The sequence below is a fragment of the Streptomyces noursei ATCC 11455 genome (genome assembly GCF_001704275.1).
Classification (GTDB): domain Bacteria; phylum Actinomycetota; class Actinomycetes; order Streptomycetales; family Streptomycetaceae; genus Streptomyces; species Streptomyces noursei.
Genome location: NZ_CP011533.1, coordinates 1,880,072 through 1,893,085 on the forward strand (window position 1 = coordinate 1,880,072; position 13,014 = coordinate 1,893,085).

Genomic DNA, 13,014 nt, shown 5'->3' on the forward strand with positions numbered 1-13,014 from the left:
GATCCGCCGTCGGACCACGACGGGCACGTACCGAGCGTACGGAGGGATCACCCATGGCACGCCTGCTGCGCGCGGGAGAGGGCGTATGGCGCCGTAAACCCATCGAGCACATCGAGGAGCCCGAGGGCACCGCGGCCCAGCAGCTCACCCGCGAACTCGGGCTGTGGCAACTGACCGCGATCGGCGTCGGAGGCATCATCGGCGCCGGCATCTTCACGCTCGCCGGCACCGTCGCGCACGAGAAGGCCGGCCCGGCGGTGCTGGTCTCCTTCCTCATCGCGGGCGTGGCCAGCGCCGCGGCGGCCTTCTCCTACGCCGAGTTCGCCGGGCTGATCCCGAAGGCGGGCTCGGCGTACACCTACGGCTATGCGGTGCTGGGCGAACTGGCCGGCTGGTTCATCGGCTGGGACCTGCTGCTGGAGTACACCGCGATCGTGGCGGTGGTCGCGATCGGCATCTCCGGCTACTTCTCCTTCCTGCTCGGCGAGCTGGGCGTGAAGCTGCCGGCGTGGCTGCTCGGCGCGCCCGGCACCGGCCCCGGGCACCGGGTGGACCTCTTCGCGGCGGTGCTGTGTCTGCTGATCGCGTATCTGCTGACGCTGGGCATCAAGAACGCCGCACGGTTCGAGACGATCGTGGTCGGGCTGAAGGTGCTGGTGGTGCTGGTCGTCATCGGGGTCGGCTTCTTCCACCTCGACACCGCCAACTACCGGCCGTTCTTCCCGTTCGGGGTGAGCGGCGCGTTCACCGGCGCGGCCACCGTCTTCTTCGCGGTCTTCGGCTACGACGCGATGAGCACCGCCGCCGAGGAGTCCCGGGACGCCCAGCGCCACATGCCCAGGGCGATCATGTATTCGCTGGCCGTGTCGATGGTGCTGTACGTGCTGGCCTGCCTGGTGCTGACGGGCATGCAGAACTACCGGCAGATCGACCCGGAGAGCGGTTTCTCCTCGGCCTTCAAGTCGGTCGGGCTGCGCGGGCTGGCGGACGTGATCGCGGTCGGCGCGATCATCGGCATCCTGACCGTGATGTTCACCTTCATGCTCGGGGTGACCCGGGTGTGGTTCTCGATGAGCCGCGACGGGTTGCTGCCCAAGTGGTTCGCCAAGACCAGCGCCACCCACCACGTGCCGGTCCGGGTCACCTGGATCGTCGGGGCGGCGTCCGCGCTGATCGCCGGTTTCCTGCCGATCGGGGAGGCCGCCGAACTGACCAACATCGGCATCCTGCTGGCGTTCGTGGTGGTGTGCGTCGCGGTGATCGTGCTCCGCTACCGGCGCCCCGAACTGCCGCGCACCTTCCGCACGCCGGGCATGCCGGTGGTCCCGGCGATCGGGGTGTGCTTCTCGCTGTGGCTGATCACCTTCCTGGAGTGGCAGACCTGGGTGCGGTTCGTGGTGTGGTTCCTGGTCGGCCTGGTCATCTACTTCTCGTACTCCTACCGGAAGTCGGAGCTGGCGAGGGCGGACGGGACGGCCGCGGGGCGGCGGTGACGGCCCGTACGACCGCCTCGCCGGCCTCCGTCCAGCGGTAGAGCACGCTGCGCCCGGCCCGGCGGCGGGCGATCAGCCGGGCGTCGCGGAGGACTTGGAGGTGTCGGCCGACCGAGCCCAGGCCCTGGCCGGTGAGCGCGACGAGCTGGGTGGTGCTCTTCGGCGTACCGAGCAGTGCCAGGACGGCCGCCCGGCCGGGGCCGAGCAGCGCGGCCAACGCCCCGGGCGCCGGCGGCCGGTCCGGCTCGGCCAGCGCACCGGAGCAGGGGTAGACCACCGCGGAGCGGTGCGGCCGGCGTCCGCCGGTGTCCCAGCACAGCCAGGACTGCCGCGGGGTGACGGGCACGAACAGCAGGCTGGCCCCGTCCAGTTGGCGCGGCGGTCGGCCGTGGACGCCGATCCGCAGGCGGTTCCCGCCGAGCCAGCGCAGGCCGGGCCGCATCCCGTCCAGGGCCGCGGCCCAACCGCCGTCGCCGAGCCGGGCGGTGCGCGCCAGCACGTCGGCCTCCAGGACGCGGCGGCGGCGCGGCCAGTCCGGGAGCACGGTGTGCCGCCAGACCCAGTCGAGCAGGGCGGCGGCGCGCTCCGGCAGGTCGTCGCGGTCGCGGAGGGCGGCGGGCAGCGGGGCGCCGCCCAGGGCTTCGACGAGGTCGGTGCGGGCGGTGGCCGGCGGGGTGTCGCGGACCCGGGCCAGTTCGGCGGGGAAGTCCTGGTCGCGGTCGCCGCTCGGGGCCGGGGTCAGGAAGGTCGCGTTCCAGGCGGGGCCGAGGGCGCAGCACACGAGCTGGGCGGTCGGCGGGTCGTCGGCCAGGCGGGCGCGGTAGGCGGGCAGTCGGGCGTCGAGCCAGGCGCGTTCGCCCGGGTCGCCGGCGCTGCCGCGGTGCAGCGTCTTCAGGGCGGCGGTGGTCTCGGCCAGCGGTGAGACGACGAACCGGCCCGTGGCGAGGGTGTCCGCGTCGATCTGCCACCAACCCACGTCCGCCGCCCCCTCGTTCCGCGCTCGTTTCGCGCGCCCGCGAAACTGTACGTCGGGGCACCGGGCGGCCCGGAGACTCCCGGCATGCGCACCTATCGCGAGCTCTTCCGCACGCCGGAGTTCTCCCCGCTCCTCGTCGCGTCCGCCTGCCAGGTGGCCGGGCAGACGGTCGGTGGTCTGGCCCTGGGCACCTTGGTGTACGGGACGACCGGCTCGCCGCTGCTGTCGTCCCTGGCCATGTTCGGCCCGGCCCTGGCCCAGGTGGTCGGCGCGGCCACGCTGCTGTCGGCGGCCGACCGGCTGCCGCCGCGCGCCGCGCTGACCGGGCTGGGCCTGCTGCCGGCCCTCGGCACCGCCGTCCTGGCCGTGCCGGGGCTGCCGCTGTGGGCGTCCTTCGCGGTGCTGACGGTGCTGGGGGTGCTGGCCTCCCTGGGCGGCGGGGTGCGGTACGGACTGCTCAACGAGCTGCTGGCGCGGGAGGGTTACCTCCTGGGCCGCTCGGTGTTCGGCATGGCGTCGGGGGTGCTGCAGATCGGCGGCTTCGCGGTGGGCGGGGCGCTGGTGGCGACGCTCTCGCCGCGCGGCACCCTGCTGGCCGCGGCCGCGCTGTACGCCGCCGGGGCGGCCGTCGCCCACCGTGGCCTCGCCGCCCGTCCGCCGCGCGCCACCGGACGCCCCTCCCTCGCCCGGACCCGGCGCGCCAACGCCCTGCTGTGGACCGACCGGCCGCGGCGGTCCGTCTACCTCGCGCTGTGGCTGCCCAACGGCCTGATCGTCGGCTGCGAGTCGCTCTATGTGCCGTACGCGCCCCGGCAGGCCGGGCTGCTGTTCGCCTGCGGTGCACTCGGCATGCTGATCGGGGACACCCTCGTCGGCCGGTGGGTCCCCCGTCACCGGGCGGGCCGTCTGGCGGTCCCGCTGTGTCTGCTGCTGGCCGGGCCGTACCTGGTCTTCGCGGTGCGGCCGCCGACGGCCCTGGCGGTGGCGGCGGTGCTGCTGGCCACCCTCGGCTACGCCTCGGGCCTGCTGCTCCAGGACCGGCTGATGGCCCTGACCCCGGACGAGTTGGGCGGCCACGCCCTCGGGCTGCACTCCTCCGGCATGCTCACCTGCCAGGGGGTGGGCGCCGCCCTGGCCGGGGCGCTGGCCGAATGGCTCCCGCCGGGACGGGCGATGGCGGCGCTCGCGGTGGCGTCGATGGGAGTGACGGTGGTGGTGGCGCCCGGGCTGCGGGCGGAGCCGGCGCCCCGCGCACCGAGCGGGACGGGCGCCGCACCCGACGCATGACGCCCGGCGGCGCGGCCCGCCGGGCGGGTTCAGTCGCGCCGCCGCAACCGCCGCCGCGCCGCTCGCCAGCGCCGCCCGACGCTCCGGTGCCACCACAGCCACCACGGCAGGCGGCGGCGCGGAACGTACGCCCAGAGGTCCATGTCGGCCTCGGTGTCGCGCGGGCAGCGGCGCAGCAGCGCCAGGCAGCGGGCGTCCACCGTGCGGTGCAGCCGGGCGGTGTGGGCCAGCGCGACGATGCCCTGGTGGCGCAGGCCGGCGTCGTCCGCCGCCAGGGCCCGCTCCAGGGTCCGTGCGACGCGGGGCAGGATCGCCCGGGGGCTCGGGTGGGTGAGGGCCAGGCCGATGACCGCGACGCCGACGCGTTCCTCGCCGCGGGCGAAGGCGGCGTCCACCTCCTCGGGGCGGTCGGTGCCGAGCAGCGCGGAGTCCTCCTGCCAGTTCATGCCCCGGCCGGGGACCGTCCGGGCGAGGAGGAACTCGGCGCGGCCGGCGTCGAGTCGGGACTCGGTCACGGTCCGGTCACCGCGGTCGGCCCGGCGGCAGCCGGCGAGGTAGTCCCAGATCCGCTCCGGGGCACGCCCGTCCCCGTCCTCGTCGGCGGGCGCGATCTCCCGGCAGACCGCGTGGAGTTCGGCGGTCCGACCCGTCGCCACCGACGCGCCCGCCCGGTGGATCCGCTCGAACGCGATCCCGTCCGTCCCGAGGTCGCAGCGCCGGAGGAACGCCAGCTCGACGGTGTCCTCGGCGGTCAGCCTGGCGTGCAGGTATCCCCAGGCGAGTTCGACCGCGTCCAGGGCGACGGCGTACCGGACGAACGCGGCGGGCAGGGCGGCGGGAACGGCCGGGTCCGGATGTTCCGGTCGTGTGTCCCGGTCCGCCGGGGGTGGATCCGAGGGCTGCACAAGGCAAGGGTAGGCGAGGGGTGTTGGCGCATCGCGGCCCCTTGACGCGCCCTCGCCCGGGCCCAAGAATGAGCCCGCCCTGACAACGTTGTCGGCCCTCCTGGAGGTCTGCCCATGCCCTGGACCCGACGCACCCGGCCGCGCACCGCGGGCGCGGCGGTGGCGGCCGTGCTCCTCGGAAGCGTGCTCACCGCCCCGGCCGCGCACGCCGCCCCCGCGCCGGCCGAACCGCCCGGCGGCCGCCTCACCGACCTGGTCAACCCCTTCATCGGCAGCCGGAACGACGGCAACACCTACCCCGGGGCCGCGGTGCCGTTCGGCATGGTGCAGCTCTCCCCCGACACCGGGCACACCACCGGCTACGACTACGACGACGACCACATCCGCGGATTCAGCTCGGTGCACATCTCCGGGGTCGGCTGCGGGCTCGGCGGCGACCTGCCGGTCCTGCCGACCACCGGCACCGTCACCGAGACCGACTACGCGAAGTACGCCGCGGCCTTCACCCATGACGGCGAGTCCGCCCGCCCGGGCTCCTACCGCGTCCGGCTGACCTCGTACGGCGGGATCACCGCCGAGCTGACCGCGACCGCCCGCACCGGCCGCCAGCGCTACACCTTCCCGGCCACCGACCGGGCCAATGTGCTGCTCAACACCGGCCAGTCGCTGCACCGGACGGTCTCCACCCGCGTCGAGGTGCTGGACTCCCGCACCGTCCGCACCGCGATCACCGGCCGCGGCTTCTGCCAGGACACCCGGCCGTACACCGTCTACACCGTGACCCGTTTCAACCGGCCGTTCACCGCGTACGGGACGTGGCGCGGCGGCACCGTGACACCCGGGTCCGGGGACTCCACCGGGTCCGGCCGGAACGGCGCCTACGTCCGGTTCGACACCCGCAAGGACCGCGTCGTCGAGGCGACCACCGCCCTGAGCTACGTGGACGCGGCCGGCGCGGCACGCAACCTCGCGGCGGAGGGCGGGAGTTCCTTCGACCGGGCGAGGGCGGCGGCGGACGCGGCCTGGGAGCGGCGGCTGGGCTTGGTGCGGGTCCGCGGCGGCGACCGCACCCTGCGCCGGACCTTCTACTCCTCCCTCTACCGCTCCTTCCTCGCGCCGAACCTCGGCACCGACGTGGACGGCCGCTACACCGGCTGGGACCAACGCCCGCACCGGGCAAAGGGGTTCACCTACTACCAGAACTGGTCGCTGTGGGACACCTACCGCACCCAGTCCCAGCTGCTGTCGCTGCTCGCGCCGCAGGAGGCGCGCGACATGGCGCTGTCGGTGCTGCGCATCGACAAGGAGGGCGGCTGGCTGCCCAAGTGGGGCTACGGCACCGTCGAGACCAACATCATGACCGGCGACCCGGTGACCCCGTTCCTCACCAACGCCTACCGTCAGGGACTGCTCAGGGGGCACGAGGAGGAGGCGTACGCCGCGCTGCGGAAGAACGCCGACGGGGTGCCGCCGGCCGCCTCCCCCGCCGTCGGCCGGGAGGCGAACGCCGCCTACCTCAAGAACGGCTACGCGCCGTACCTCAAGGGCCGCCCGCACACCAAGCCCGGTGACTCCGACTTCGACCACGGCGCCTCGGCGACGCTGGAGTACGCCCTGTCGGACGCGATGCTGGCGCAGATGGCGCACGACCTGGGCCACCGCGCGGACGCCGCACGGTACGCCGCACGGGCGCTCAACTACCGCACGCTCTTCGACCGTTCCACCGGCTTCTTCCGGGCCCGGGACGCCTCGGGTGCCTTCGTCGGCCCCGCCGACCCGGCCAAGAGCGAAGGCTTCCACGAGGGCACGGCCTGGCAGTACCAGTGGCTGGTGCCGCAGGACCTGCCGGGGATGGTGGCGCTGATCGGCGGCAAGGAGAAGGCCACCGCCCGGCTCGACTCCTTCTTCGCCTACCGGCAGTTGCTCGCCGACCCGGCGAGGACGGCCCGCGAGGTGTGGGTGAACGGCCCCTACGACTACTACAACGCCGACAAGTACAACCCGCAGAACGAACCCGACCTGATCGCCCCGTACACCTATCTCTCCACCGGGCAGCCCTGGAAGACCACCGACGTGGTGCACGCCGCGCTGACCCTCTTCACCGACACCCCCACCGGGATGACGGGCAACGACGACCTGGGCACCATGTCGGCGTGGATGGTGCTCTCCTCGATCGGCGTCTTCCCGGTCCAGCCGGGCACCGACACCTGGGGGCTGAGCACCCCGGTCTTCGACCGGGTGGACCTGACCCTGGACCGCCGGTACTACCCCGCCGGCCACTTCTCCGTCCTGGCCCCGGGCACCTCGTCCGCCCACCGCTACGTCCAGTCGGTGCGGCTCGACGGCACGCCCCGGGACCGCACCTATCTGACCAGCGACGAGTTGCGCGCCGGTCGTGCGCTGGCGTTCTCCGTGGGCCCGGAGCCGTCCCGCTGGGGCACCGGCGAGGGGGCGGCCCCGCCGCCGGTGGGGACGCCGGGCGCGCTCGCCGCGGCCCCGCGGCGGCCGGCCGGGGGCGGGCGCTGAACGCACCGCGGTCAAGCGGCGGGACCGGGCGCACGGCCCGGTCCCGCGACTCAGCCCTGGACCGACTTCCAGAACTCGTCGAAGGACATCAGGCCGTCACCGTCGCTGTCCTTGGCCTTGATGACCGCTTCGGCCATCGGGCCGGTGACCAGGTGGTCGCCCATCGCGGCCATCGCGCTCTTGAACTCGTCCGGCGTGACCCGGCCGTCGCCGTCCGCGTCGAACTTCGCAAACGTGGCCTTGGCCTGCTCTATGTCTGCCACGGGTGGTGCCCCTTCGTCGTGCCGCAGCCGGTCTCTGTGCCGGAACCGCGAGGTGAACTGACCCGCGTACATTAGCGGACCGTCAAGAACGCTCCGGGTGTGCCCTATGGCGGGCTCGGGCGAGGTAGGGGGAGGTGCGGCTGCCGGGGGCGGCGGCGACCTCGGCGGGGGTGCCCGCGGCGACGATCCGGCCGCCCTCCGCGCCGCCGCCGGGGCCCAGGTCGATGACGTGGTCGGCGCCCGCCACCACGCCCATGTCGTGTTCGACGACCACGACGGTGTTGCCGGCGTCCACCAGGCCGTGCAACTGCCGCAGCAGCACCTCGGTGTCGGCGGGGTGCAGACCGGTGGTGGGTTCGTCGAGGAGGTAGAGGGTGTGGCCGCGGCGGGCCCGCTGGAGTTCGGCGGCGAGTTTGATGCGCTGGGCCTCGCCGCCGGAGAGTTCGGTGGCGGGTTGGCCGAGCCGCAGATAGCCGAGCCCGACGTCCTGGAGGGTGCGCAGGCTGCGGGCGGCGGCGGGCACGTCGGCCAGGAACCCGGCCGCGTCGTCGACGGTCAGCCCCAGGACGTCGGCGACGGTCCGGCCGCGGTAGGTGATCTGGAGGGTCTCGGGGTTGTAGCGGGCGCCGTGGCAGTCGGCGCAGGGGGCGTAGGTGCCGGGCAGGAAGAGGAGTTCGACGGCGGTGAAGCCCTCGCCCTGGCAGGTCTCGCAGCGGCCGGCGGCGACGTTGAAGGAGAACCGGCCGGCGGTGTAGCCGCGGGCGCGGGCCTCGTCGGTGGCGGCGAAGACCTTGCGGACGGCGTCGAACAGGCCGGTGTAGGTGGCGAGGTTGGAGCGCGGGGTGCGGCCGATGGGCTTCTGGTCGACGCGGACCAGTCGGTCGACCGCCTCCAGGCCGGTGGCGGCGGTGAGCCGGGCGCGGGGCGCCGGTCCGGTGTCCTGATCGTCGGCGGTGGTGGTGTCGTCGGCGTCCGGGCGGGGGTCGGCGGTGCCCAGGTGGTCCTGGACTGCCTCCGCGAGGACCCGGGTGACCAGGGTCGATTTGCCGGACCCGGAGACGCCGGTGACGGCGGTGAAGACGCCGAGCGGGAACGCGGCGTCCAGGTCGCGGAGGTTGTGCAGGGTGACGCCGTGCAGGGCCAGGGTGCCGGTGGGGGTGCGCGGGGTCCGGGCCGGGGGCGGTGCGGCGGCGAACAGGAAGCGGCGGGTGGCGGAGTGCTCGGCGTCCGCGAGGGCGGCGACCGGGCCGCTGTGCAGGACCCGGCCGCCGTGCTCCCCGGCGCGCGGACCGATGTCCACGATCCAGTCGGCGTGCCGGACCACGTCCATGTCGTGCTCGACGACGAAGAGGGTGTTCCCGGCCTCCTTGAGGCGACCGAGCACGGTGAGCAGGGCTTCGGTGTCGGCGGGGTGCAGGCCGGCGGAGGGTTCGTCCAGGACGTAGACCACGCCGAAGAGGCCGGAGCGCAGCTGAGTGGCGAGGCGGAGGCGCTGGAGTTCGCCGGCGGAGAGGGTGGGCGCGGGCCGGTCCATGCTGAGGTAGCCCAGGCCGAGTTCGGTGAGGACCTCGATGCGGGCGACCAGGTCGCGGGCGAGGGCCGGCGCGGGTGCGTCGCCGGGGCGGGCGGCGGTGGGGCGGAGGAGGTGCGCGAGGGTGGCCAGCGGCAGGCCGGCGAGGGTGGCGATGTCCCGGCCCTCGAAGGTGACCGCCAGCGCCTCGGGGCGCAGTCGGCGTCCACCGCACACCGGACAGGGCTCGGCGGTCATGAACTGGCGGACGCGCTTGCGCAGCGTCTCGCTCTTGGAGTCGGCGAAGGTGTGCAGGACGTAGCGCCGGGCGCTCATGTACTGGCCCTTGTAGGGCCGTTGGATGCGGCCGGCCTCGCGGACCGGGTGGACGGTGACGACCGGCTGTTCGTCGGTGAACAGGATCCACTCGCGGTCGGCGGGCGGGAGGTCGCGCCAGGGGCGGTCGATGTCGTGGCCGAGAGTGGCGAGGATGTCGCGGAGGTTCTTGCCCTGCCAGGCACCGGGCCAGGCGGCGACGGCACCGTCGCGGATGGAGCGGGACGCGTCGGGGACGAGGGAGTCCTCGGTGACACGGTGGACGGTGCCCAGCCCGTGGCACTCGGGGCAGGCGCCGGCGGCGGTGTTGGGCGAGAAGGCGTCGGAGTCGAGCCGGCCGGTGCTGCCGGCCGGATAGTCGCCGGCGCGGGAGTAGAGCATCCGCAGGGTGTTGGAGAGGGTGGTGACGGTGCCGACCGAGGAGCGGGAGGTGGGCGCGGAGCGACGCTGCTCCAGGGCGACGGCCGGTGGCAGTCCGCTGATCTCCTCGACCTTGGGCGCGCCGACCTGGTGGATCAGCCGCCGGGCGTAGGGGGCGACCGACTCGAAGTAGCGGCGCTGCGCCTCGGCGTAGAGGGTGCCGAAGGCCAGCGAGGACTTGCCCGATCCGGACACCCCGGTGAACGCGACCAGCGCGTCCCTCGGGATGTCCACATCGATACCGCGGAGGTTGTGCTCACGGGCGCCGCGCACCCGGACGTACGAGTCGGTCATGCCTCCATGATCGGACACCGTCCGCCGGGGCTGCGGCACCCCTGCGCGGTGGGCGCCACGCTCAGCCGGTGGCGGTGGCGGCCCGGACCCGGTCGCGTGCCTCCTCCCAGGGGACGGGGGTGGCGACCACCGCGCGCAGCGCCCGTATCTGACGTGGCGGCAGGGCGCAGGCCAGCACGCCGACGGCCAGGCCGTCGCGGCCGTAGAGCGCGACGGCGCGGCGGGCTTCCCCGTCCAGGACGGTGGTCTCCACCTCGTCGGCGCCGCTGGTCAGGCCGTATGCCTGGAGCTTGAGGCCGTACTGGTCGGACCAGAAGTAGGGCACGGGGGCGAACGGTCGGCGCTCCTGCGGCTCCGTGCCCTCCGCTGTCGCCACGACACCCTCGGCGGTCAGTTCGGCGACGAGGTTGCGGGCGGCGGCCATGGCCTGTTCGGTGGCGTTCATCCGGTGCTCGAAGCGGAGCGGGCGACCGTGCCCGGGGTGCTCCCAGCGGGCCACGTCGCCCGCCGCGTAGATCCCGGGGGCGGCGGCGCAGTAGGCGTCGCAGCCGAGCCCGTCGGCGGTGTCCAGGGCCGGGTCGGCCAGCCAGCCCACGGCGGGCTCGGAGCCGATGGCGAGCAGCACCAGGTCCGCGGGGTGCAGGCTGCCGTCGGCCAGCCGGACGCCGCCGACCCGGGCGGCGCTCCCGTCCGCGACGGTCTCGAACTCGGCCACCTCCCCGGTCACCAGGCGGACGCCGCGGGCCCGGTGCTCCTCGGCGAGGAGTTCCCCGATGCCCGCGCCGACGGCGACGGCCATCGGCACCGGCTCCCGGCCGACGAGGGTGACCTCGTGTCCCAGCTCCCGGGCCACCGCGGCGGCCTCGCAGCCCAGGACGCCGTTGCCGACCACGACCAGGCGGCGGGCGCCCTCGGACAGCCGGTCGCGCAGCGCCAGCGCGTCGTCCAGGGTGCGCAGGGTGAAGACGCCGGCCAGGCCGTCGGCGGCGGGCAGTGTGCGGGCCGCGACGCCGGTGGCGATGATCACGCCGGCGCAGGCCAGGCGCTCGCCCCCGTCGAGGGTGAGGGTGCGGGTGGCGACGTCGAGGCCGGTGGCGCGGGTGCCGAGCCGCAGATCGAGGTCGAGCGGGGCGAGTTGCTCCTCGGTGCGCAGCAGCAGCTTCGCCGGCTCCCAGGCGCCGTGCAGCAGCTGCTTGGACAGCGGCGGCCGGTCGTACGGGAGGTGGGGCTCGTCGCCGATCAGGGTCAGCGGGCCGTCCCAGCCGGCCCGGCGCAGGGCCTCGGCGGCGGTGATCCCGGCGGCCGAGGCGCCGACGACGGCGATCGGAAGGGTCGTCATTCCTGCACCTCGATCACGGCGGCGGGGCAGATGGCGGCCGCCTCGCGGACCGCGGCGTGCTGCGCGGCGGGCGGCTCGGCGTCGAGGAGGACGACCACGCCGTCCTCGTCACGCTGGTCGAAGACCTCGGGGGCGACCAGCACGCACTGGCCGGCGGCGCAGCACTTGTCGGCATCAAGGGTGATCTTCATGGTGGTGGCTCCATGGGCGTTGGGCGGGACGGTGGGACGGTCGGTGCGGCCGGTCACCATGTGACGGGCAGGGCGTGGCAGCCGTAGATGGCCATGTCCGTGCGGAAGGGGATCTCCTCGACGGGCACGGCGGGCCGCAGGGTGGGGAAGCGGCGGAGCAGGGTGGCTATGACGACCTGGAGCTCGACCCGGGCGAGGGCCTGGCCGAGGCACTGGTGGATGCCGTAGCCGAAGGCGACGTGGTGCTGGGCGTTGGGCCGGCCGACGTCGAGGCGGTCGGGGTCGGCGAAGACGGTGTCGTCGCGGTTGGCGGACGGGACGGCCACCACGACGCCCTCGCCGGTGCGGATGAGGGCTCCGCCGATCTCGATGTCGGTGGTGGCGACCCGGCGCGGGCCGTTGCGGATGATGCTGTGGAAGCGCAGCAGTTCCTCGACGGCGCCGCGGATCAGCGTCGGGTCCTGGCGGAGCCGCTCGGCGGAGTCGGCGTCCTGCATCAGCGTCAGGGCGCTGAGGCCGATCATGTTGGCGGTGGTCTCGTGCCCGGCGATCAGCAGCAGGGCGGCGAAGGCGGCGACGTCGTCGTGGTCGATCTCGCCGGTGCGCTGCTGCTCGACGATCAGCCGGCCGAGGATGTCGTCGCCCGGCTCCTGCTCCTTGGCGGTGACCAACGCGTCGAGGTAGTCGCGGAGTTCGCTCCGGGCGGCCTCGCGCTCCTCGTCCGCGATGGTGCGGGAGAGCAGCTTGCCGGTGAGCCGCTGGAAGACCTCGTGGTCGTCGTAGGGGACGCCGAGCAGCAGGCTGATGACGAGCGAGGGGACGGGCAGGGCGAGCGCCTCGACCAGGTCCACCGGCTCGCCGGCCCGGCGCTCCATCGCGTCGCACAGCTCGTCGGTCAGGCGCTGGATCTCCGGACGCAGCGCCTCGACGCGCTTGACCATGAACTCGCGGGTGACCATCCGCCGGAGCCGGGTGTGCTCCGGCGGATCCATGCGGATGAAGCCGCGGTTCCTGGTGTCGCCGCCGCCTGTCATGCCGCTGAGCGGGTAGCCGTGGAGGGTGGTGTCGGAGCTGAAGCGGGTGTCGCCGAGGATCGCGCGGATGTCGGCATAGCGGGTGGCCAGCCAGGCCCAACTGCCGTCGGGGAGCGAGATCTTGGAGATCGGCTCCTCGGAGCGCAGGGTGCCGAACGCGCGGTGCGGGTCCCCCCGCTCCAGCAGGTCGGCGTGCGGCGGCGGTTCGAAGGGGCAGCCGCTCGGGGGGTGGACGGGCGGCACCGGGGCGGCGGGGACTGTCGTGTCGATCATCTCGGTCATCTCGCTCCTCGTGCGCACACCGATCGGGTGTGCGCCATGAGTCGATCCTTCGCCTAACAAGCGTAAACTTACATCCGTAATGATCGGGTAAACGTCTGGGGGGTCTCGGTGAAACGTGAGCGACGGAACACCCGCGGCCGTCCGGCGGCGGGTGCGCA

At 74.2% G+C, this 13,014-nt stretch carries 10 protein-coding genes; 3 read left to right on the top strand and 7 right to left on the bottom strand.

Going from position 1 to position 13,014, the window contains the following annotated elements:
- Positions 1 to 53 precede the first annotated feature (53 nt).
- Positions 54 to 1,493, top strand: a complete 1,440-nt coding sequence (locus tag SNOUR_RS07905) for an amino acid permease (RefSeq protein WP_067344989.1) — start codon at positions 54 to 56, stop codon at positions 1,491 to 1,493.
- Here the strand turns inward: SNOUR_RS07905 and SNOUR_RS07910 are convergent.
- Complete coding sequence (locus SNOUR_RS07910; RefSeq protein WP_067344991.1) at positions 1,420 to 2,469, bottom strand: ArsR/SmtB family transcription factor; 1,050 nt, start codon at positions 2,467 to 2,469, stop codon at positions 1,420 to 1,422. The two genes, SNOUR_RS07905 and SNOUR_RS07910, sit on opposite strands and share 74 nt — an antisense overlap.
- Before the next feature lie 84 nt (positions 2,470 to 2,553).
- On the opposite strand from SNOUR_RS07910, the gene SNOUR_RS07915 reads away from it, so the two are divergent.
- A complete protein-coding gene (locus SNOUR_RS07915; RefSeq protein ID WP_067344993.1) occupies positions 2,554 to 3,756 on the top strand; it encodes an MFS transporter in 1,203 nt (400 codons plus the stop codon).
- Between the two features lie 29 nt (positions 3,757 to 3,785).
- On the opposite strand, the gene SNOUR_RS45270 is transcribed toward SNOUR_RS07915, so the two are convergent.
- Positions 3,786 to 4,661 carry a hypothetical protein gene (locus SNOUR_RS45270; RefSeq protein ID WP_067344995.1) on the bottom strand — a complete coding sequence of 292 codons (876 nt, stop codon included), beginning with the start codon at positions 4,659 to 4,661 and terminating at the stop codon, positions 3,786 to 3,788.
- Positions 4,662 to 4,775: 114 nt separating this feature from the next.
- Here SNOUR_RS45270 and SNOUR_RS07925 point away from each other — a divergent pair, with 114 nt between their 5' ends.
- Positions 4,776 to 7,187 (top strand): GH92 family glycosyl hydrolase, encoded by a 2,412-nt coding sequence (locus SNOUR_RS07925; protein ID WP_067344996.1) that lies wholly within the window; start codon positions 4,776 to 4,778, stop codon positions 7,185 to 7,187.
- A 50-nt stretch (positions 7,188 to 7,237) separates the two neighbouring features.
- On the opposite strand, the gene SNOUR_RS07930 is transcribed toward SNOUR_RS07925, so the two are convergent.
- The 5 genes from SNOUR_RS07930 to SNOUR_RS07950 form a co-directional block, all read right to left on the bottom strand.
- A complete protein-coding gene (locus tag SNOUR_RS07930; RefSeq protein ID WP_039630690.1) occupies positions 7,238 to 7,450 on the bottom strand; it encodes an EF-hand domain-containing protein in 213 nt (70 codons plus the stop codon).
- An 82-nt stretch (positions 7,451 to 7,532) separates the two neighbouring features.
- Complete coding sequence (gene uvrA / locus SNOUR_RS07935) at positions 7,533 to 10,010, bottom strand: excinuclease ABC subunit UvrA (RefSeq protein ID WP_067344998.1); 2,478 nt, start codon at positions 10,008 to 10,010, stop codon at positions 7,533 to 7,535.
- A 61-nt stretch (positions 10,011 to 10,071) separates the two neighbouring features.
- Positions 10,072 to 11,349: an NAD(P)/FAD-dependent oxidoreductase gene (locus SNOUR_RS07940; protein WP_067345000.1), complete on the bottom strand. Its 1,278-nt coding sequence runs from the start codon at positions 11,347 to 11,349 to the stop codon at positions 10,072 to 10,074.
- A complete protein-coding gene (locus tag SNOUR_RS07945; protein ID WP_039640322.1) occupies positions 11,346 to 11,540 on the bottom strand; it encodes a ferredoxin in 195 nt (64 codons plus the stop codon). Before SNOUR_RS07945 ends, SNOUR_RS07940 begins: the two co-directional genes overlap by 4 nt.
- Positions 11,541 to 11,593: 53 nt before the next feature.
- A complete protein-coding gene (locus SNOUR_RS07950; RefSeq protein ID WP_067345002.1) occupies positions 11,594 to 12,856 on the bottom strand; it encodes a cytochrome P450 in 1,263 nt (420 codons plus the stop codon).
- Positions 12,857 to 13,014 lie beyond the last annotated feature (158 nt).